The organism is Paraburkholderia phytofirmans PsJN (assembly GCF_000020125.1).
Taxonomy (GTDB): domain Bacteria; phylum Pseudomonadota; class Gammaproteobacteria; order Burkholderiales; family Burkholderiaceae; genus Paraburkholderia; species Paraburkholderia phytofirmans.
The window spans coordinates 2,211,380-2,231,234 of the sequence record NC_010676.1; the positions used below are offsets into that span (position 1 = coordinate 2,211,380).

Here is a 19,855-nt window from a genome sequence, read left to right on the forward strand (position 1 = left end):
AGGCACCTGCGTGTATAAAATCGAACCCATGCGCCCTGCCCTTTCCGAGCAACGGGAGCCCGAACTTCCGCTGCATACGCCCAGTGTATCGTCGGTGACACTCGCCGCGATCATCGCGGTCATTGCGTGGATTTCGATCGTCGCGCAAGCCGAGGTGACGATCGATCGCACGCTCGCCCGCGGGCTCAGCGTGCTCGACGGCCTCGCCCGCATGAGCAGTTACCTCACCAATCTCACGGCGCTCGCCTGCGCGATCTGTTTCACCTGCGTGGCCTTGCGCAGACACAGATCGACGCCCGCGCGCTTTTTCCGGCAGCCTACCGTCGTGACCGCCGTGGTGGTGTACATGGCGTTCGTGGGGATCGCCTATAACCTGCTGTTGCGAGGTTACTGGACGCCCACGGCGTTCCGGATGCTGCTCAACGAATCGCTCCACAGTGTCTTGCCCATGCTCTCCGCGCTCTACTGGGTGCTGTTTGTGCCGCGCTTTCATCTCAAGCTGCGGCATTGTCTGTGGTGGCTGGTGTATCCGCTGACCTACCTTGGCGTGACGTTCTGGCGCGGGCGTTTGTCGGATTTCTATCCCTATCCGTTCATCAATGTCGAAAGGCTCGGCTTCACGCACGCCATGGTGAATTCCGCGCTGCTGTTCGGCGGCTTCCTTATGTTGATGGCCCTATTCGTGGGGATCAATTCCCGGCGGCGGCACTGAAGCAACGCCGGCCTGGCGTCCCTGTTTTTCCCGGTCCCTCGGGCGCGCTTCTTGCGCGCAGTCTGGTGGACGTAAGTCGCGCTTTTCAGCGCGGCGTGCGCGATACCTTGGTGTGGCAGCGTTGCGATCGCAATGGCTCACACGTAAATTTGACAATGGGAGCAAAAACGTATGGACACCAATTCGGCAGCTAACACGGCGGAAGGCGCGGTCAAGGAAGTCGCGGGCAAGGTTCAGGGCGCCGTCGGCGACGTGCTGGGCGACACCGGCACGCAAATCGCCGGCAAGGCAAAAGAGCTCAGCGGCAAAGCGCAGCAACTGGCCGCGAGCACGACGAGTCTCGTGCGTGAGACCACGGCGGAAAGCCCGTTCACCGCGATCGCGGTGGTCGCGCTCGCCGGTTTCGTGGCTGGCGCGCTGTGGGCGCACGGCGCGGCGGGACGCGACTATCGCCGTTAATTTTCGACGCGGTTGAGCACCGGGCGATCTGCTTCAGGCGATCGCCCGTTTCGCGTTTTTGCGCCACCGTTTTTGCGCCAGCGTTTATGCACCCCCGTTTGCGCGCTATCGCTTATCCATCCGCTTATCCATCCCCTCATGCGCCGCTTTTCTTGCGGCGCGTCGCGCCCATCTCCAACTCGACCCACGTCGGCGCATGATCGCTCGCATGCGGCTCGCCCCGCACCCAGCGGTCGACGCCCGCATCGCGCAAGCGCGGCGCGAGGTCGGCGCTCAGCAGCAGATGGTCGATGCGCAAGCCTGAGTTCGTCTCCCAATGCCGGCGGAAATAGTCCCAGAAGGTGTAGACGCGTTCGTCGCCGAAATGCGTTCGCAGCGCGTCGGTCCAGCCTTGCGCGAGCAGCCGCTGGTAGCGCTCGCGGCTCTCCGGTTGCAACAGCGCATCCTTTAGCCACGAGCGCGGGTTGTAGATGTCTTCGTCGGTCGGCACCACGTTGAAGTCGCCGGCCAGCACGACCGGATGAGCGCTCTTGTATAGCTTCGCCGCGTGCTCGATGAAATGGTCGAACCACGCCAGTTTGTAGTCGAACTTGGGGCCCGGTTGCGGATTGCCGTTAGGCAGATAAAGGCACGCCACCAGCACGCCGCCGACCGCTGCTTCGATGTAGCGGCTGTGCGTGTCGTCCTCGAAACCGGGCAGGCCACGGCGGCTCTCCAGCGGTGCTTCGCCCTTCGACAGGATCGCCACGCCGTTCCATGCACTCTGCCCTTGCCAGATCGCGCCATAGCCCGCGTCGCGCAGTTGCTCGACCGGAAACGCGCTGTCCACCGCCTTGAGTTCCTGCAAACAGACGATGTCGGGCGCTTCGCGTTCGAGCCATTGCAGCAGCGCCGGCAGGCGCGAGCGGATTCCGTTGATGTTGAAGGTCGCGATTCGAAGCCTGGCCACGGCATGTTCTCCTGCAGTGCGTGCTATTGCGCCGCCGCGTCGCACCACTCCATCGCCCAGGACTTCGCGCATGCAATCGCATCGGCCTGGTCGGAAAAGGCGTCGATGTCGCCGGAATCGTGCGACTGCACGTGCTCGTTTTTGCGCGGCACGCGAGTGATCTTCGCTCTCGCGTAGTAGAGGCCGTCATCGTCATGGCGGGCGCGGCAATCGATATGAAAATGCCGGTAGTCGAACTGCATTCGCTCTCCTTTGAACGCGCTTCACTTCAACACAACAGCGGTAGCATCGCTTATACCCGGACGACTGCGCTCACTGCACGGTGGCCATCACGCACGCCGGCTGGCGTGCGTGATGTGCGTGAAGGCCGCCGTTGTAAGCGCGGCGCGTGCAGTCCGCGCGACTTAGTTCGGCACGTTCACGGCGCCGTTGGTCACGGTGATCGCGTTGATGCCCGGACTTGCCGCGATCGCGGGCAGATTGGCGGTGGTCAGCGCGGGCGCGGCGCCGGCCGTGCCGCCACGCGGCACCGTGTGAATCACCTGCGACGGCGGCAGCGGCGTACCGCTCTTCAGATGACTCCACATCAGATTGAGCGCCTGGATATTGTAGTAATGCAGCGGCACGAAGCGCGTATCGAAGCCCGCCACGCCGAGGAACGCATCGAAATGCTGGGCGTTCGTCACTTCGTAGAACGACAGCTTGCTCGCGCCACCTTCACTCAGCTGATTCAGGCCGAGATACGGCCGCGATGCATGGTTGATCGGTACCAGCGCATCGGCGCGGCCCTGCACGATAATCGCCGGCTTGCCATGCAGATTCGCGTTCACGCGAATGGCCTCGACGCTGTTGGTCAGCGCGCCGTTCGTCCACAGCGTACGCAGGCAGGAGGCGCCCGCGTAACTGCCGTCGGGGGTCGCCAGCCGGTGGTCCGCCGCTCCGCCGCCCGAGTTGAAGACGAGGTTGATGCCGTTGGTCGGCGGCACCCCGTTGCCATTGCCGAACACCGTGAGCATCGGCGACACGGCCGGTGTGACGCCCGCTGTTCCGGTTGCGCTCGTCGTGCCGAAGCTGAAGTCGCAAAGGTTGGCGGTAACGCTCGCCTTCGCATACGCGTTCGCGTAAGTCACGGCAACGGCCGGCACCGCTTGCGAGTCCCACATCGGCGCTTGCAGCAGATCGGAGTCGGTCTGGTAGCCGTTCTGATGCAGCAGCGCGAGCGCGTTGATCGCCTGGGTCGTCACGTTCCCGCCCGCGATCACGCCAGCGCTTGCCAGCGACGCGCACCGTGCGGTGCGAATCGCCGTGGTCGTGGCGAGTGGCAGTGCCGTCAGATATGGCGCGCCGGCCGCGGCGGGCGCGAGCGCCGCGCACGGTTGCAGCTGGTTGGCGAGCGTCATGTAGTCGGCGAGCGGCTTGCCGAATGCACCGACGGGCACGCCGCCCTGAGCCACCGACACCTGCGCGGGCAAACGCAAATTGATCTGCGGCTCGCCGACGACGACCGCGGTGATCCAACCGGACGTGTCCTGTTCCGCCGCCGCGAGCGACGCGCCGCCGCCATTACTCACCGATGCCGCGATCGTGGTGATGCTGCCGCCCGCGTAACGCACCGTGCGGGTCGAACCGTTGAGCGCGCCATACGAATCGTTGAGCGCCCAATACGCGAACTGGATCGCCTCCAACGTATCGTTGCCCCAATCCTTCTCGGGATTCTGCTGCGAGTGTGCATGCTTGAACGCGTAGCGATTCGGAAACTGGCTGTTGTAAGTCGCGAGATCGGTGTTGGCCAGGTTGGCCGTGAAGAGGCTGGCCTTGCCCGCGGCGGCGGCATCCTGCAAGGTGCCGTCGATCAGCGTGACCCGATTGGTCGACAGTTCATGCGCGCCGTTGCCACTGCCTTTGTCGGTGTACGCCACCGCGCAACCGCGCTTGAGCCCCCACTCGCCGGCCGCCGAAATCGCGCCGTACACGCCGCGCGAACCGGATGACGTCGCCGTGACAATGCACGGCTGATCCGGATTGAAGCTGGCCGGTATCTGCACCAGCATGGTGACGTTCTGCGTGCCGCTGCCGTCGTCGGCGTAAGCCAGATATTCCTTGCCGGCGATCTTGCCTTCGCCGAGCGTGTCGTTGCCGTTCAGATCGACGTTCGGCCCCCAGAAGCGTCCATAGCCGCCGTTCGCCGTCATGTCGACGAGCGCGCGATAGTTCGACCAGATGGCGAGTCGGCGCAGTTCGGCGGCGGTAGGTTGCGCGGCGTTGGCAATGGCCGGCGCCGTGGCCGACCCGAGGCCGGTTTTGCCGAGGCCCGCGGTAAGCAAGTCGTCGGTATTGTCGTCGTAGGCCTGCATTTTTACCGAGGAGGCGGTAATGAAACCCGGTAGCGTGTTCGCTTGCGGCGGCGAATTATCGTCATTGCCGCCGTGGCAGGCAGCCAGTACGACTGACATGGCCAACATGATCGCCAGGGTTCGCACCACCGGCACTGGTTGTTGCGCGGGCTCGACTCTGAGAGTGGACTTCACGTTTTTCGTCTCCGATATTTGCTAATACCGTTGTGAATGCAACGGCACCCAAATTGCTGCGTGCTGTCCAATGGATCGCGACGCTTCGGATACCGACGCATCGCTAGCCTGCATTGACCTTTCAATGGAGTCAATAGAACGTCATGTCCTCGCATAACGAAAGTCAGGATCCGGGCGACGTCCCAGCCGCCATCCCAACCAAACCTTCACGCCGCCGCTTTCTTCAATCTGCTGCCGCTGCCGCCACGGTCGGGGCGGCACCGCATCTGCGCGCGCAAACCCAAACCCCAACCGCGCCGCCGGCTCAGGTTCAGCAAGCCGTGCCGCCGCGTCCGGTCACGCTGACCGTGAATGGCCGCGCATACACGCTGCAACTCGAACCGCGCGTGACCTTGCTCGATGCATTAAGGGAATACGCGGGCCTGATGGGCACGAAGAAAGGCTGCGATCGCGGTCAATGCGGCGCATGCACGGTGCTCGCCGACGGCCGCCGCATCAACTCATGCCTGACGCTCGCCGTGATGCATGAAGGCGAGAACATCACGACGGTCGAAGGGCTTGCCGCCAACGGCGTATTGAGTCCGATACAGCGCGCCTTCATCGAACACGATGCCTTTCAATGCGGTTACTGTACGCCCGGGCAGTTGTGCTCCGCGACTGCCCTTCTGAACGAATTCCGCAACGGCACCGCCAGCACCGTCACGGCCGATGTCCGCATTCGCCCCGCCCAACTTTCCGACGAAGAAATCCGCGAGCGCATGAGCGGCAACATTTGCCGCTGCGGCGCCTACGCGAATATCGTGGCCGCTGTACGCGCGGTGCACGAAGGCGGCGGACCAGTCAGCGGCAACGACAACCCCAACGCCTGACGGAGCGAACGCATGGATGCGATTTCTTATGAACGCGCCGGCGATGTCGCCGGCGCAGTGCGAGCGGCGCAGCAGCCGGGGGCGGTGTTCATCGGCGGCGGCACCAATCTGCTCGATCTGATGAAGGGCGGCGTAGCGCGGCCGATGCGGCTGATCGATATCACGCACATCAGCGGACTCGATATGGTCACGACGTTGCCTGATGGCGGCATCCGGCTCGGCGCACTGGTGCGCAATAGCGATGCGGCCAACCACGCACTGGTGCGCGAGCAATACCCGTTGCTCTCGCAAGCATTTCTGGCGGGCGCGTCGTCGCAACTGCGCAATATGGCGACGGTCGGCGGCAATCTGCTGCAACGCACGCGTTGCGGCTATTTCTACGACACCGCCTTTACGCAGTGCAACAAGCGCATGCCGGGCAGCGGTTGCGCTGCGCTTGACGGCCACAATCGCACGCATGCGATTCTCGGCGCGAGTCCGCAATGCATCGCCGTGAATCCGTCGGATATGAGCGTGGCGCTTGCCGCACTCGATGCCGTGGTGCGCGTAAGCGGCCCCGCCGGCGAGCGGACCATTGCGTTCGCCGACTTTCACCGGCTTCCCGGCGACCGGCCCGATGTCGATACCACTCTGCAACCCGGCGAACTGATCACCGCCGTCGATCTGCCGCCGCCGCTCTTCAGCGCGAACTCCCATTATCTGAAAGTGCGTGACCGCGCCAGTTACGCATTCGCGCTGGTCTCGGTTGCCGCCGCCTTGCAGATGGACGGCGGCCGCGTGAAGACCGCGCGCATCGCGTTGGGCGGCGTCGCGCATAAACCGTGGCGCGCGAGCGTCGCGGAACAGATGCTCAACGGTCAGCCGCTCACGCAAGCGACACTGAACAATGCCGCCGCGGCGGCATTACGCGAAGCGCGGCCGCAACACGACAATCGTTTCAAGGTGCAGCTCGCGCAACGCGCGATCGTGCGCGCCGTCAACCAGGCCGCTGGCCGCGCGGGAGGTGTCGCATGAATCTGATCGGTCAACCCGTGGACCGCACCGACGGTCTGCTCAAAGTCACCGGCGAAGCCCGCTACGCCGCCGAATTTCCCGAAGCGCGTCTCGCGCATGCGGTGCTCGTCACCAGCACGATTGCGAGCGGCACCATCGCCTCGATCGATGCGAGCCGCTCGCAGTCGCTGCCTGGCGTGCTGCTCGTGATGACGTATCAGAACGCGCCGCGTCTGCCGAACGGCGGCAAGCCCGCGTTGGCGCCGCCGGCCGGACGCCGCCTGTCGCTGCTGCAAGATAACCGGATTCACTACAGCAACGAACCGGTCGCCGTGGTGGTGGCCGACACGCTCGAACACGCCACCGACGCCGCGCGTCAATTGCGCATCACGTATCAGAGCGGCGCCGCGACCGTGGACTTCACGCGAGCCAAGCCGAACGCGCATGCGCCTGACAGACCGCAAGGCCGGCAGACCGACACGCAACGCGGCAGCTTCGACGACGGCTTGCACAGCGGCGCGGTGCACGTGGACGCGACGTACACCACGCCGATCGAACATCACAATCCGATGGAGCCGCACGCGACGATGGCGCGCTGGGACGGTCCGCAACTCACGCTCTACGATTCGACGCAAGGCGTCAGCAGCGCGGCACAGGCTATCGCGAAGACGTTCGGCATGTCACCGTCGGACGTGCGGGTGATTTCGCCGTTCGTGGGCGGCGGTTTCGGTTGCAAGGGCTCGTCGTGGTCGCATGTGTCGTTGTGCGCGATGGCGGCGAAGCAAACCGGCCGCCCCGTGCGGCTCGTCCTCGAACGGCCGCAGATGTTCGGGCCGGTCGGCGCGCGGCCGCGCACCGAACAGCACTTCGTGCTTGCCGCCCGCCACGACGGTACGCTGACCGCGATGCGCCACGACAGCGTCTCGAACAGCTCGGTGATCGAAGATTGGACGGAGACGTGCTGCATGGTCACGCGCATGCTGTACGCGGTGCCGAACCAGGTGACCACGCACCGCATCGTGCCGCTCAACCTCGGCACGCCCACCTTCATGCGCGCGCCGGGCGAAACGACCGGCTCGTTCGCGCTCGAATCGGCCATGGACGAACTTGCCGCGGCCTTGAAGATGGACCCGCTCGCGCTGCGCATCAGGAATTACGCCGAGGCCGATCCACAGGAAAACAAGCCGTGGTCGGGCAAGTCCCTGCGCGAGTGTTATCAGATCGGCGCCGAGAAATTCGGCTGGTCGCGGCGCACGCCCGCGCCTCGTTCGATGCGTGAGGGCGGCACGCTGATCGGCATGGGCATGGCGACCGCGACCTATCCGGCCAATCGCAGCGAAGCCAGCGCGATTGCGCGAATCTTGCCGGACGGCACCGCGATGGTCGCGTCCGGCACGCAGGATATCGGCACCGGCACTTACACCGTCATGACCCAGGTGGCCGCCGACGCGCTCGGCTTCGCGCCCGAAAACATTCACTTCGCGCTCGGCGATTCATCGCTGCCCAGAGCGCCCGTGTCGGGCGGATCGCAATCGGCGGCGAGCGTCTCGCCGGCCGTGCGCGACGCGGCGAGCCAGGCGCGCAGCCAGTTGATCGCGCTGGCACTCGCCGATCAGGCATCGCCCGTGCACGGCATCGCGCTCGACGACATCACCGTGGAAAACGGCTGGGTGATGAGCCGCTCGGAACCGGGCAAGCGCGATCCGGCGGCGGCGATCATCGCGCGCTCGGGCGGCAAGCCGATCGAGGCGAGTGCAACCGTCAAGCCCGGCGACGAAAAGCAGAAGTACTCGTTTCACTCGTTCGGCGCGGTGTTCGCGGAGGTGCATGTCGATGCCGATCTCGGCACGATTCGCGTGGCGCGCGTGGTCGGCGTGTACGACGTGGGGCGCGTGCTCAACCAGAAGACGGCGCGCAGCCAGTTGATGGGCGGCATCGTGTGGGGCATCGGGGCGGCACTACAGGAAGAGACCTCGCTCGATACGCGCTATGGCCGCTTCACCAACGCGAATCTCGCCGAGTATCACGTGCCGGTGAATGCCGATATCGGCTCGCTCGACATTACCTTTATCGACCGGCCGGATCCGTATATCAACTCGCTCGGGGTGCGAGGTATCGGCGAAATCGGCATTACCGGCGTGCCGGCGGCGATCGCCAACGCTGTCTATCACGCCACCGGCGTGCGCGTGCGCGATTTGCCCGTCACGCTCGATAAAGTAATGGGCGCGATGCAGGTTTGATGGAGGCGCTTTTGCGGGCCGCCGCGCGAATCGAGGCGGCAAGCGCGGTGCATTAATATTGGCGCTTGCCTGTGGCCGCGTTGCATCGCACAATCGACCTCATCCCTTCTACCGGTGCCCGCCCATGGCCTACGCCTCGCTTGCCACTGGCGTGTTGCTTGCCGCCGGGTTCGGGTCGCGCTTCGATCCGGACGGCCTGCACAATAAACTGCTGGCACGGATGCCCGACGGCACGCCGGTGGCGCATGAAGCCGCGCATCGGCTGCTGCGGGTCGTGACGCGGGTTGTCGCCGTGGTGCGGCCGGGTTCGGACGCGCTCGCGCGACTGCTTAACGACGCCGGCTGCGACGTGGTGTTCGCGGCGGACGCCGAACGCGGCATGGGTGCGAGCCTCGCCGCCGGCGTCGAGGCCAGCGCGGAGGCCGAGGGCTGGATCGTCGCGCTCGCCGACATGCCGCGCATCGCCACGACCACGATCGAAGGCGTGGCGCGCGCACTGGACGGTGGCGCTTCGCTGGTCGCGCCGTTTTACCAGGGACAGCGCGGGCATCCGGTGGGCTTCGGCATCGAGCACCGCGACGCGCTGCTGGCGCTCGACGGCGATACGGGCGCTAAATCCTTGTTCATGTCGCAGCAGGTGACGCGGCTCGACGTCGACGATCCGGGGATTTTGCGCGACGTCGATACGCCTGAGGATTTGCGCAAGCTGTAGGCCGGTCGATTGCGCGAAGGTCGAAGTACAGCGTGGTGATGAAGTGAGCTATGCGGCCGACTATCCGGCGGGTAGCGGGCCGCGTGAAATCTCGGCCTATCGGTTAGGTGGTAGCTCGAACACAAGGCAGGTTGTCGTGGCATGGGCGTAAAGCGTGCCGTCGGGGCCGACCAGACGCGCTTCCGCGGTCGCCAGTTGACGGCCGCAGTGGATGACTTTGCCCTCGGCGCGGACACGCTGCAGGCGCGGTGTCACCGCTTTCACGTAGTTCACGCTCAGTTCGGCGGTCGTATAGCCGCGCCCAGGCGGCATCATCGTGTGCACGGAGCAGCCAAGCGCAGAGTCGAGCAGCGTCGCCATCCAGCCGCCGTGAATCGTGCCCAACGGATTCAGATGCTGGGCGAGTGGCGTGCCCTGGAACACCGCGCGTCCCGCAGCGACTTCCATGAGGGTGAAGTCGAGCGTCTTTGCGATCGCGGCGTAGGGCAATTCGCCCGCGACAATCGCTTGCAATATTTCCAGTCCCGACTTGCCCGCGATCTGCTCCGGACTCGCCAGACCAGGTCCCGGCCCAGCATTGATTTTGACAAGCACGTCCCGTTCTTCTGCAATCCAGCGTTCAAGGGTTTGTTCTTTGTTAGCCAATGCAGGTGTCCCCGGTGAATGAAAAGAGAGTGAGGGCGCCAATTACATCATCAATCGGCGACGGCTGCTGCTTGCTTTATCGGGCGTAAGGCTGTGGGCGCCGCTTTGGCGAATGTTGGAAGGTTTGGTTTGCAGAAAGTCGATCGGCCAATGGCCGCTATCGGGCTTGGTTCGATCATGAAGCGCCATTGGCCGTAACTCAGTCTCGATAGAAGCGCGCTACGGTCGCGGATTCCGTTTCCTGCAGTGACACGCTTGATCTGAGCTGGCATTCAGGCGCATACTGTATATCCATACAGCATCTCAGTCCGCACGGTTTGATGCGTTCAGCTACGCAGAGCCGCGGCGCGTCCGCATGAAACGCATTGCTATCGAACCGTCTTTTGCCGCCTGGCGCCATGCGGCGCGGGAACTTCTGCGGCAAGGCGTCGAGCCGGAGCGGATCGAGTGGGTTGAATGCGATCCGTGCGATTCGGCCGGCTCGGATAGCGGCAACGCAAGCGCTCAACAAGGTTCCGCCACCGCTCAGGCAACTCCCACGCCCGCGATTCCTCGTGAGCTGCTCGCCTGGCTGAAAACGGCGGCCTGCTATTACGCGCCGGACCGTTGGCCGCTGCTCTATCGCATCCTGTGGCGTTGGACACACGGCGAACGCCACGTCCTCGATCTGCAAGACGTGGACGGCGCGTTGCTCGATCAGCGCATTCAGTCGGTCGAGCATGAAATCAGTGATCTGGTGGCGCTCACCCTGTTCAGGCGACGCGATCCGTCCATGGGAGCGCCGGAATTCGTCGGCTGGTACGAGCCGCATCATGATCTGCTGGCGCAGGCCGCCGAGCGTTTTGCCGAGCGCATGGGCGATTCCACGTGGATGCTGGCGACGCCGCAAGGCGCGGCGTTCTGGAACGGCATGCTGCTGCAAATCAGCCGGCCGGCGACGGAAGAAAACGGGCACGTCACGCACGTTTTGCCGGCCGGTCAGTTGAACGGGCCAGCCACGCCAGCATTGCCGCCGGGCCAGCGGAAAGGCCCGACTACTCCGACATTGCCGAAGAGCCAGCCGAACGGGCCGACTGCTCCGACATTGCCGCCGAGCCAGCGGAACGGCCCAACCACGCCGACATTACCGCCGAGCCAGCGGAGCGAGCCGACCACTCCGACATTGCCCCGCGCCGCCATGGCTGGCGAAGCCACGACCAGTGAACCCACCGAGGCCCTCTGGCTCGCCTACTACGCCAGCGTATTCAATGGCGCGCCGACGCCCATGCCGCTGCGTTACTGGAAAACACCCCCCGCTGGTCCGCCGCTCCCCGCGCGACTCGCGCGCGAACGGAGCCGTCTCGGCGCGCAGAGTGGCACTGTCACCATTCCTGAGACACCGCCGCTCGAATATTCGGCGGTGACGCCACCCTTGCGCGAGCCCACCGGCCCGCTGCCCACCTGCCGACGCTGCGCGTTGTGGCGCAACGCGAAGCAGGCCGTCGCGGGCGCCGGTCCGGCTCGGGCCGCGCTCATGGTGGTCGGCGAACAACCCGGCGAGCATGAGAACCAGCACGGTGTGCCCTTCACGGGCCCCGCCGGTCAACTGCTCGACACGGTGCTCGTGCGCGCCGGCCTCGAACGCTCGGCGCTCTATCTGACCTATGCCGTCAAGCATTACAAGTGGGAAACGCTGGAACAGCGGCGCGTCCATCGCACACCCGCGCGGCGCGAGGTCGAGGCTTGCCAGTACTGGCTGGACCACGAGCTCGCGCAGGTCGCGCCGCGCGTGGTCGTCACGCTCGGCGCAACGGCGCTGAAGGCGTTGACGGGCGCGCACGTCAATCTGTCGGAGTATCTGGGGCAGACCATCGATCACGGCGGCCGGCTGATCGTGCCGACGTGGCATCCATCGTATGCGCTGAAAATGGCCGATGGACGGTTGCGCGAGGATATCGTCGCGGGCATGGTGGCAGCGTTCAGGCACGCGGCAGGGTTGGCGGCGGAAGGGGCGTAGCTTTTTTACCCCGAAGGGCTCGACGCTCACTAACCGAGAAATACCGATAGCCGCTCACATGTGAGCGGCTATGAGGTTTTATCGCTTATACGTGAGCGCTTAGCCTGAGCAGACCCGCTCCGAATTACAAGCGCTTTAAGGCCGGCTCGAGCGCCCCGACGCAGGTGAGACTCGGTGCCATTTTTGCGCCCCACAACCGTGGGACCGAGACAACCATGTGCCTTCAGCCTCGGCAAAGGTGAGCCAATTCAGGAAGCCTTCGTTGCACCACGGTGAGCCTCTACGGGACCCACTACCCGCCGAGCCCCTCAGGCACGCGGCTTGCGCCCCAAAAACCCGCCGCGCAAGCCGCGACGATTCCGCCTAAGCTGATGTGACGCCGCATTTTTCCAAGCATCGGCGTGACGCTCTAGCCTCCACCTGCTTCGTCCACGGCTCGCGCGTCGCGAACCAACACACGCCCCATGAGCGAAACCAGCCCACGCCTTTTCATTGTCTCGCCCCATTTCGACGACGCCGTCTTCAGTTGCGGCGCATTGCTCGCCGCCCATCCTGACGCTGCGGTCTGCACGGTATTCGCCGCGCCGCCCGAGCACTCGATGCATACCGAATGGGATAAAAAGTCGGGCTTCACGGACGCCCATCAGGCCATGCACGAACGCACGCTCGAAGACAGCCGCGCACTCGAACTGCTCGACGCGATTCCGCTGCGCATGCCGTTTCGCGACAGTCAATACCTGGACTCGCCTTCGATCAGCAAAATGGCGGCGGCGCTTGAAGAAACCATCTACCGCACCACCGCCAACACGTTGCTCATGCCGCTCGGCCTGCATCACGACGATCACGTGCGAGTATTCGAAGCCTGTTGTGAAATCCTGCCGCGGCTATCGCATCTCACCTGGTTCGGCTACGAGGAGGCAATTCACCGGCGCACGCCCGGCGTGGTGCAGGCGCGGCTCGCCGATCTCGCGCAGCGCGGCATCGTCGCGACGCCGGCGAGTCCGAGCGCCGGCCACACCATCGACGCGCAGCGCCGCGCGCAACTCAAGCGCGAGGCGGTCTATGCTTATGAGAGCCAGTTGCGCGCATTCGGCGCGGGCAATTACGACGACGTCTTCGCGACCGAGCGTTACTGGCAGCTCAGCGTGGGTCGTCGCGTGAAAAAGTAGGAGACGCGGTGTGCCGGAAAGGCCTACGCTTGGAGAGAACGGCCGGCGTGAGTTCGACCCCGTCGCCGTACCGGCCTCTTCTCCACTCAAAGGTGCTGCCATGAGCTACGACATGCATACCAGTCCGATTCCCGACCCCAACGCCGATCCGAATCGCGACCCGGAAGCCGATCCGCTAGTGCCGCCGTCGCCCGGCCATCACACCGAGGAACCGCAGCGCCCCGATGGGCCGCCGGATAAAGACCCAGTGTGACCGCTTTGCGCGGCCAGCCACCGGAAGCGCGGATCAGCGCATCAGTTCGGTAAAGCCTTGCAACAGACGGTCGATGTCGGCGGCGTGAATGTTGCCCATCGTCGAAATGCGGAAAAGTTCGGCCGACAAACCGCCTTGCCCTGCATAGATGACGAAGCCGCGCGCTTTCAGCGCGTCGTGCAGTTGCGGATACGCAATGCCTTGCGGCAAGCGGTACGCGCGCAACACCACCGACGACTCTTCCGGCGCCAACACGCTGCCGATGCCGCGCTCGGCAAGGCCCGCCCGCGCCTGTTCGGCGAGCGCCGCGTAGCGTGCGTGACGCGCGCGCCAGCCGCCTTCGTCGGCGAGTTCTCGCAGTGCTTCGACGAGTGCGTAATACGCATGCACCGACGGCGTAAACGGCGTGTTGCGCTGGTCCTGCAACTTCGCGAGACGGCCGAGATCCAGGTAATACGTGCGGCTCGCCGCCTGCGCGAGCGCCGCGCGGCGCACCAGCACGAACGACGCGCCCGGCACGCCATGCAGACATTTGTTCGCCGTGGCGGCCACCGCGTCGAGCGAAGTATCGGCGAAATCGATCGTTTCCGCGCCGAAGCTGCTCACGCCGTCCACCAGCAGACGCAGTCCGCGCGCGCGGCACAATGCGCCGAGCGCCGCCAGATCATTTAGACGGCCGGTGGTGGTTTCGTGATGAATCACGGCGACGTGCGTGAACGCTTTGTCCGCGTCGAGGCGTTCGGCGATCTTCGCGAGATCGGGCGCCTGCATCCAGTCGTGCTTCAGCGATTCATGCGCAATGCCGTACTGCGCGGCGATCTGCGAAATACGCTCGCCGTACACGCCGTTTTCCACCACGAGCAGCTTGCCGTTCTGCGGCACCAGCGCGGCGGTCATGCTTTCGACAGCCGCCGTGCCGGAGCCGGTCATCAACACGGCCTGCCATTCGCCGGCGTCGAGGCCGTACAGATCGACGAGGCGCGTGCGCGCCTCTTCCTGCAGATCGAAAAACTCGCTTTCGCGGTGGCACAGATCCGTCTGCAACAGGCTGTTGCGAACGCGCTCGGTGAGCGTCACCGGACCGGGATTGAGCAGCAGCATGAGCGTTCCTTGAGTTTAAGCGGCGCCGATGTGGCGCATCAAACGCGTCTTCACATCGGGCGGCGTGATGGTGGGGCGCGGCAGCCCGTCGGGCGTGCCGCGCCGAATGGCCAGACGCAGGAAGCGCGGGCCGTCGAGCGGCGCCGCTTCGAACAGGGCGTCGATCGCGTTCACGTCGTCGCTTTCGAGCGCCGACGCATAACCGCACGCCGCGGCCACGCCCGCAAACGAAACCTGCGACGACACCGTCGCCTGACCGCCGGTCGAATCGTGCGCGCCGTTATCGAGCAGCACGTGCGTGAGATTCGACGGACCGTACGCGCCGAGGGTGGCGAACGCGCCCATGCGCATCAGCGCGGCGCCGTCGCCGTCGAGCGCGACCACATGCAGGTCGGGACGCGACAACGCAAGACCCAGCGCGAACGGCGTCACGCAACCCATCGAGCCGACCATGTACAACTGGTTCGGACGATCGTCGATCGCGTAGAGTTCGCGCCCGCAAAAGCCGGTCGACGCGAGCACCACCGTCGATTCGAGCGGCGTGTGCGCGATCACCTTGTTCAGCGCATCGTGACGCGAAGCCAATTCGCTCGCCGCCACATTCGTGAATTGCGATTGCGGCGCGACGGGCGCGCGGCGTTCGTTGGCGCCGCTGTCCTTCAGCTCGTAAGGCGCCACGCTGCCCTTCTGCATCACGAGCGCATACGGGCGGCCGGTTTCATCCATATGCGCGATGGCGCGATCGAGCGCCGGGCCAATGGCGTCGGCTTCGGTCGGGAAGGTTTCCCACGGAATTTCCATGGTGTCGAGCATCGCGGGCGTGACCGGGCCCATCAGCGCGTGCTGCGGTTCGTCGGCGACGCCGGGCTGGCCGCGCCACGTGACGATCAGCAATTGCGGCAAACGGAAGGTCCACGTGAGCGAGGTTAACGGGCTGACGGCGTTGCCGAGCCCGGAGTTCTGCATCATGGTGATGCCGCGCCGGCCGTTTTGCGCGCCGAGTGTGACGCCCGCGATCAACGCAACGGCGTCGCCTTCATTGGCCGCCGACACGTAATGCAGCGATTCGTCCTGCAACACGTAGTTGATGAACGGCGTCAAATACGAGCACGGCACGCCCGCATACCAGTCGAAGCCGCGCTCGCGCGCCGCCTCGACGAACTGTGCTGCCTCTATCATTGCGCGGCTCCGCTGGCTGCGTTCGTCGCGCCGTTTGCCGTCCCTTTCTCCGCCGCACCCACAGCGGCCGCGAACGGCGCTTGGGCATGCGCGAAGTCACCCGCGCGACGGAAGTCTTCCAGGTCGTTCACGCCGCGCCAGTGGCCGTGCACGTACTGCACTTCGATCGATTCGCCTGCTTCGATCAGCGCATTCAGCAACGCGGGCATATCGAGCGACGCGAAATCCGCGCGCGCCTGCAACTGCTTCATCACAGCCTGCAAACGTCCACGGCCTTCACCGCGCACGTTCAGCAAACCGACCCAGCGGCCATGCGGTGTTTGCGACGCGATTGCCGAGGATGCATCCTGCCCGCTCGACACATGACGCAGCAGGACCTTATTGCCGAACAAACCACGGTCGTCGGCGGCCGAACACCAGGCGAAGTCACGCACGCTGGCGTTTTCCGCGTCGGTCAACGACGAATCGACCACCACGCTGAACGCCGCTTCGCTCTCCACCAGATCGCGCAGGATGTAGCTGCGGAACAGCAGGTCGCCATACGACACCACCGTGTCGCCGGCCAGCTTGTCGATCGCGCAGGCGAGCGACGCGAGTTCACCGGTTTGCGCATGCTGTTCGTTGACGACGAGCTTGATGCCGGCCGTGTCGATCGCATCCGCGCGATAGCCGCCGACCACGGTAATGTCGTTCACGCCCTGCTTCTTGAACGCATCGACGAGCCAGCGCAGCAGCGGCTTGCCGGCGATCGGCAGCATCACTTTCGGACGGTCTTCTGTGACGGCTTCGAGGCCCTTGCCGCGACTTGCCGCGAGCACGACCGCGGCACCGGCTGCACGACCGCTCGACAGATAACGGTCTTCCGCTTCCGAGTATTCGTCGGCGTCTTGCAGGCGGAAAATTTCGTTGACGGCGGCAATGCTGTCTTCCACATTGACGAGCGTTTCGCTCGTGTGGATTTCCTTGGCGACGGCTTGCATCGCCGAAGTCGCCGCGCGGATCAGATGGTTCGCCCAGATCACCGTGCTGATGCCGGCCTCGCGGAACACTTCGGTCGGCGTGCTGTAGTACTTGGTCGGCACGATCACGAGCGGGCCGCGGCCGGCCCATTCGCGCGCGAACTCGAGAATTTCGTCGGGACGCGACAGCTTGCTGTGAATCAGGATCGCGTCCGCGCCCGCCTGGCGATACGCTTCCGCGCGACGCAGCGCTTCGTCCATGCCCCAGCCGGCGATCAACGCTTCAACCCGCGCGACGATCGAAAAGTTCTCGTCGGACTGCGAGTCTTTGCCGGCCTTGATCTTGCCGCAGAACTCGTCCATATCGGCGAGCGGTTGCGCTTCGCCGTTGATGAAGCTGTTGGTCTTGGGGAACTGCTTGTCTTCGATACACACGCCGGCAATGCCGCGCTGTTCGAGTTTGCGCACGAGGCGGCGCACATTGTTGAAGTTGCCGTAGCCGGTATCGCCGTCAAGCAGGATCGGCAGATCGCTGGCGTCGGCCATGAATTCGAGCGTGTCGACCACTTGCGTCCAGCTTGCTTCATTGTTGTCGCGCACGCCGTATTGCGCGGAGATTGCAAGGCCCGAACCCCAGATGGCCTTGAAGCCGGCTTCGCGGACGATGCGGGCGGACAGGCCGTTATGGGCCTCCATCATGAATTCGAGTTCGTTGCTGACGAGCATCTGGCGCAGGCGCGCGCTACGGGAAGCGGAGACGAAAGCGGGTTCGCGGGCGTTCATTTTATGTACTCCTGGTGGCGGGCTTATTGATGCTCTTCTAATGCCCGACTGGCGTCTGGAAAATGGCGACTATAGCGGAATTTTTATTTATTCGTCTTTTGCGTGACGGCGGCTTTTTCCATTTGCGGATAAGTGGAAAAATGTGTCGTTTTTTGCAACCCGCCAATGCGATAAACCACTTGGATTTTATTGGCGTTTTGTGGAATCATGACGCAACCCCATGACCACGCTTCGATGGACGGCGTATCCGTTCGTTTTAGTCATCAGGCGATTGTGGCGATGTTGAGGTTTTTATATCTGCTTTTATTTACAGAAAACCTTAACGCTTAATATCGATTCGCCAATAACTACCATTTTCACACTGGCAATAGATGGAAAGCCCGATTGAATCAACATGAAATAAGCGAGCCAGTGCGAACGCAGCATAAAACGCCTTGGCGAAGAAAAAAGGCTCTTTAGTCAGACGAATAAAAATATTTGATAGCGGGTTTCCCCTGCCCTGCGCAGCCACTGCCGCCGCGCCGTAAACACAGTCAGCGACAAGCCACTCGCCGCAAGCGAACCCAATCCCTGACCGACCACTGTGCGAAAGCAGAAACCGCTATGACTCTGAACAAAAAACTGGCCTCGATGATCGCCGTGCTCTGGATCGGCCTGATCCTGATCGGCGGCTTCGGCGCATGGCAAAACCGTGCCTCGATGATCTCGGATCGCCGCGATCAATTGAGATCGTTGATCGACCAGGCCAACCACATCGTCGAGCGTTACTACACGCTCGCCCAGCAGCACACGATCACCGAAGAGGAAGCCCGAAAGCAGGCGCTCGACTCCCTCAAGGCGATGCGTTACGGCGCCGACGGCTACATCTCCGTCAACAACTCGCAGTCCGTCATGCTGATGCATCCGTTCAAGCCGGAGATGGTCGGCAAGGACCTGACGCAATTCACCGACCCGGCGGGCAACCATCTGTTCGTCGATATCGTCAACGCGGGCAATCGCGACGGCGGCGGCTTCGTCGACTATCTGTGGGCCAAGCCAGGCAGCGACAAACCCGTGGCCAAGACCAGCTACTCGCGTCACTTCACACCGTGGGACTGGTATATCGTCACCGGCATGTACATGGACGACGTGCAAAGCGCGTTCTACGCCAATCTGCTGCGCTGGCTCGTCATTACCGTCGCACTCGGTGCCATCGCCACCGGCGTCATGCTGCTGGTGCTGCGCAGTATTCGCCGCACGCTCGGCGGCGATCTCGAAGTGGCCGTCGAACACGCGCAGTTGATGGCGCGCGGCGATCTGGCCACGCGCGTGCCGCTCCAGTCGGACTACGCCGGCAGCCTGCTGCATGCGCTTCAGACGATGCAGGCCGGTCTCGTCGAGACGGTGTCGCGCGTGCGTCTCGGCACGGAGAACATCAACATCGGCGCGACCGAAATCGCCGCCGGCAACACGGATCTCTCGCAACGCACGGAAGAACAGGCCGCCGCGCTCGTCGAAACGGCGTCGAGCATGGACCAGATGACGGTCAACGTGAAGCAGAACGCGGACAGCGCGCTGCAGGCCGCGCATCTCGCCGGCCAGGCGGCGGATGTCGCCACCCGCGGCAGCCGCGTGGTGGACGACGTGGTTCGCACGATGGGCGAGATCACCAACAGTTCGCGGCAGATCGGCGACATCATCGGCGTGATCGACGGCATTGCTTTCCAGACCAACATCCTGGCGCTCAACGCCGCCGTCGAAGCGGCCCGCGCGGGCGAACAGGGACGCGGCTTCGCGGTGGTCGCGGCCGAAGTGCGCAGCCTCGCGCAACGCTCGGCAACCGCGGCGAAGGAAATCAAGGCGCTGATCGAAACCTCGACGAACACGGTGGAAGCCGGCGCGTCGCTGGTCGCGAACGCCGGTTCGACGATGGGCGAGATCGTGCAGTCGGTGCGTCGCGTGAACGAGATTCTCGAGGAGATCAGCAATGCCTCGCGCGAACAGAGCGCGGGCATCGAGCAGGTCAATCGCGCAGTCGGCGAAATGGATCAGGTCACGCAGCAGAATGCGGCGCTGGTTGAACAAGCCGCGGCTGCGGCGCATTCGCTGAAGGATCAGGTGGGTGTGCTGCGCGAAGCGATTTCGAGCTTCGCGCTGCCGGCTTGAGCGTTTTTTGCGCCGCCTGGCACCAGCAGCGGAAAACAGCAGAAGCAGCACACAAAAAAGAAGGCGCTCAACAGGCAGGGAGCGCCTCTTTAACACGCCGCGTCGGAGTCGACGCATTAATCGAACGAACAGCCGCGCGGATTTTTGAAGTCCGCGCGGTTTT

The 19,855-nt window shown here is 64.2% G+C and carries 18 protein-coding genes; 10 read left to right on the forward strand and 8 right to left on the reverse strand.

Translation table 11 applies throughout. The features are described from left to right. Window positions 1-28: 28 nt before the first annotated feature. Window positions 29-712, forward strand: coding sequence for a Pr6Pr family membrane protein (locus tag BPHYT_RS29680; protein ID WP_012427825.1), 684 nt, complete (start codon window positions 29-31; stop codon window positions 710-712). Window positions 713-883: 171 nt separating this feature from the next. Next, a complete protein-coding gene (locus tag BPHYT_RS29685) occupies window positions 884-1,171 on the forward strand; it encodes a CsbD family protein (protein ID WP_012427826.1) in 288 nt (95 codons plus the stop codon). A gap of 136 nt (window positions 1,172-1,307) precedes the next feature. Here BPHYT_RS29685 and BPHYT_RS29690 read toward each other — a convergent pair whose 3' ends face one another. The 3 genes from BPHYT_RS29690 to BPHYT_RS29700 form a co-directional block, all read right to left on the reverse strand. Beyond that, window positions 1,308-2,120, reverse strand: coding sequence for an exodeoxyribonuclease III (locus BPHYT_RS29690; protein ID WP_012427827.1), 813 nt, complete (start codon window positions 2,118-2,120; stop codon window positions 1,308-1,310). Between the two features lie 23 nt (window positions 2,121-2,143). Beyond that, the gene (locus BPHYT_RS29695; RefSeq protein WP_012427828.1) at window positions 2,144-2,362 is read right to left on the reverse strand and encodes a hypothetical protein; all 219 of its coding nucleotides are present in this window, start codon (window positions 2,360-2,362) and stop codon (window positions 2,144-2,146) included. 162 nt (window positions 2,363-2,524) lie between these two features. Continuing rightward, window positions 2,525-4,582: a D-(-)-3-hydroxybutyrate oligomer hydrolase gene (locus BPHYT_RS29700; RefSeq protein ID WP_041759740.1), complete on the reverse strand. Its 2,058-nt coding sequence runs from the start codon at window positions 4,580-4,582 to the stop codon at window positions 2,525-2,527. A 209-nt stretch (window positions 4,583-4,791) separates the two neighbouring features. Between BPHYT_RS29700 and BPHYT_RS29705 the strand changes: the two genes are divergently transcribed. The 4 genes from BPHYT_RS29705 (at window position 4,792) to BPHYT_RS29720 (ending at window position 9,462) form a co-directional block, all read left to right on the forward strand. After that, on the forward strand, window positions 4,792-5,517 hold the full coding sequence (locus BPHYT_RS29705) for a 2Fe-2S iron-sulfur cluster-binding protein (RefSeq protein ID WP_012427830.1): 726 nt from the start codon (window positions 4,792-4,794) through the stop codon (window positions 5,515-5,517). Window positions 5,518-5,529: 12 nt separating this feature from the next. Further along, on the forward strand, window positions 5,530-6,531 hold the full coding sequence (locus BPHYT_RS29710) for an FAD binding domain-containing protein (protein WP_012427831.1): 1,002 nt from the start codon (window positions 5,530-5,532) through the stop codon (window positions 6,529-6,531). Then, window positions 6,528-8,750: a xanthine dehydrogenase family protein molybdopterin-binding subunit gene (locus BPHYT_RS29715; protein ID WP_012427832.1), complete on the forward strand. Its 2,223-nt coding sequence runs from the start codon at window positions 6,528-6,530 to the stop codon at window positions 8,748-8,750. Before BPHYT_RS29710 ends, BPHYT_RS29715 begins: the two co-directional genes overlap by 4 nt. Window positions 8,751-8,874: 124 nt before the next feature. Continuing rightward, window positions 8,875-9,462: a nucleotidyltransferase family protein gene (locus BPHYT_RS29720; protein WP_012427833.1), complete on the forward strand. Its 588-nt coding sequence runs from the start codon at window positions 8,875-8,877 to the stop codon at window positions 9,460-9,462. Between the two features lie 96 nt (window positions 9,463-9,558). Here the strand turns inward: BPHYT_RS29720 and BPHYT_RS29725 are convergent, their stop codons facing one another. After that, complete coding sequence (locus BPHYT_RS29725; protein WP_012427834.1) at window positions 9,559-10,107, reverse strand: PaaI family thioesterase; 549 nt, start codon at window positions 10,105-10,107, stop codon at window positions 9,559-9,561. A 355-nt stretch (window positions 10,108-10,462) separates the two neighbouring features. On the opposite strand from BPHYT_RS29725, the gene BPHYT_RS29730 reads away from it, so the two are divergent. From BPHYT_RS29730 to BPHYT_RS38835, 3 genes are all read left to right on the forward strand, one after another. Next, window positions 10,463-12,103 carry a UdgX family uracil-DNA binding protein gene (locus BPHYT_RS29730; RefSeq protein ID WP_012427835.1) on the forward strand — a complete coding sequence of 547 codons (1,641 nt, stop codon included), beginning with the start codon at window positions 10,463-10,465 and terminating at the stop codon, window positions 12,101-12,103. A 464-nt stretch (window positions 12,104-12,567) separates the two neighbouring features. Continuing rightward, the gene (locus tag BPHYT_RS29735; protein WP_012427836.1) at window positions 12,568-13,272 is read left to right on the forward strand and encodes a PIG-L family deacetylase; all 705 of its coding nucleotides are present in this window, start codon (window positions 12,568-12,570) and stop codon (window positions 13,270-13,272) included. 100 nt (window positions 13,273-13,372) lie between these two features. Further along, complete coding sequence (locus BPHYT_RS38835) at window positions 13,373-13,525, forward strand: hypothetical protein (RefSeq protein WP_165614491.1); 153 nt, start codon at window positions 13,373-13,375, stop codon at window positions 13,523-13,525. A 33-nt stretch (window positions 13,526-13,558) separates the two neighbouring features. Here the strand turns inward: BPHYT_RS38835 and BPHYT_RS29740 are convergent, their stop codons facing one another. The 4 genes from BPHYT_RS29740 to BPHYT_RS39500 all read right to left on the reverse strand — a co-directional run bounded on the left by BPHYT_RS29740 (window position 13,559) and on the right by BPHYT_RS39500 (window position 17,756). Continuing rightward, the gene (locus tag BPHYT_RS29740) at window positions 13,559-14,626 is read right to left on the reverse strand and encodes a 2-aminoethylphosphonate aminotransferase (protein ID WP_012427838.1); all 1,068 of its coding nucleotides are present in this window, start codon (window positions 14,624-14,626) and stop codon (window positions 13,559-13,561) included. A 15-nt stretch (window positions 14,627-14,641) separates the two neighbouring features. Further along, window positions 14,642-15,805 (reverse strand): phosphonopyruvate decarboxylase, encoded by a 1,164-nt coding sequence (gene aepY / locus BPHYT_RS29745; protein ID WP_012427839.1) that lies wholly within the window; start codon window positions 15,803-15,805, stop codon window positions 14,642-14,644. Further along, window positions 15,802-17,547, reverse strand: coding sequence for a phosphoenolpyruvate mutase (aepX, locus tag BPHYT_RS29750; RefSeq protein ID WP_012427840.1), 1,746 nt, complete (start codon window positions 17,545-17,547; stop codon window positions 15,802-15,804). The genes aepY and aepX overlap by 4 nt, the downstream gene beginning before the upstream one ends. A gap of 83 nt (window positions 17,548-17,630) precedes the next feature. Next, the gene (locus tag BPHYT_RS39500) at window positions 17,631-17,756 is read right to left on the reverse strand and encodes a hypothetical protein (protein WP_274378468.1); all 126 of its coding nucleotides are present in this window, start codon (window positions 17,754-17,756) and stop codon (window positions 17,631-17,633) included. 394 nt (window positions 17,757-18,150) lie between these two features. Here BPHYT_RS39500 and BPHYT_RS29755 point away from each other — a divergent pair, with 394 nt between their 5' ends. Continuing rightward, window positions 18,151-19,692 (forward strand): methyl-accepting chemotaxis protein, encoded by a 1,542-nt coding sequence (locus BPHYT_RS29755; protein WP_012427841.1) that lies wholly within the window; start codon window positions 18,151-18,153, stop codon window positions 19,690-19,692. Window positions 19,693-19,855 lie beyond the last annotated feature (163 nt).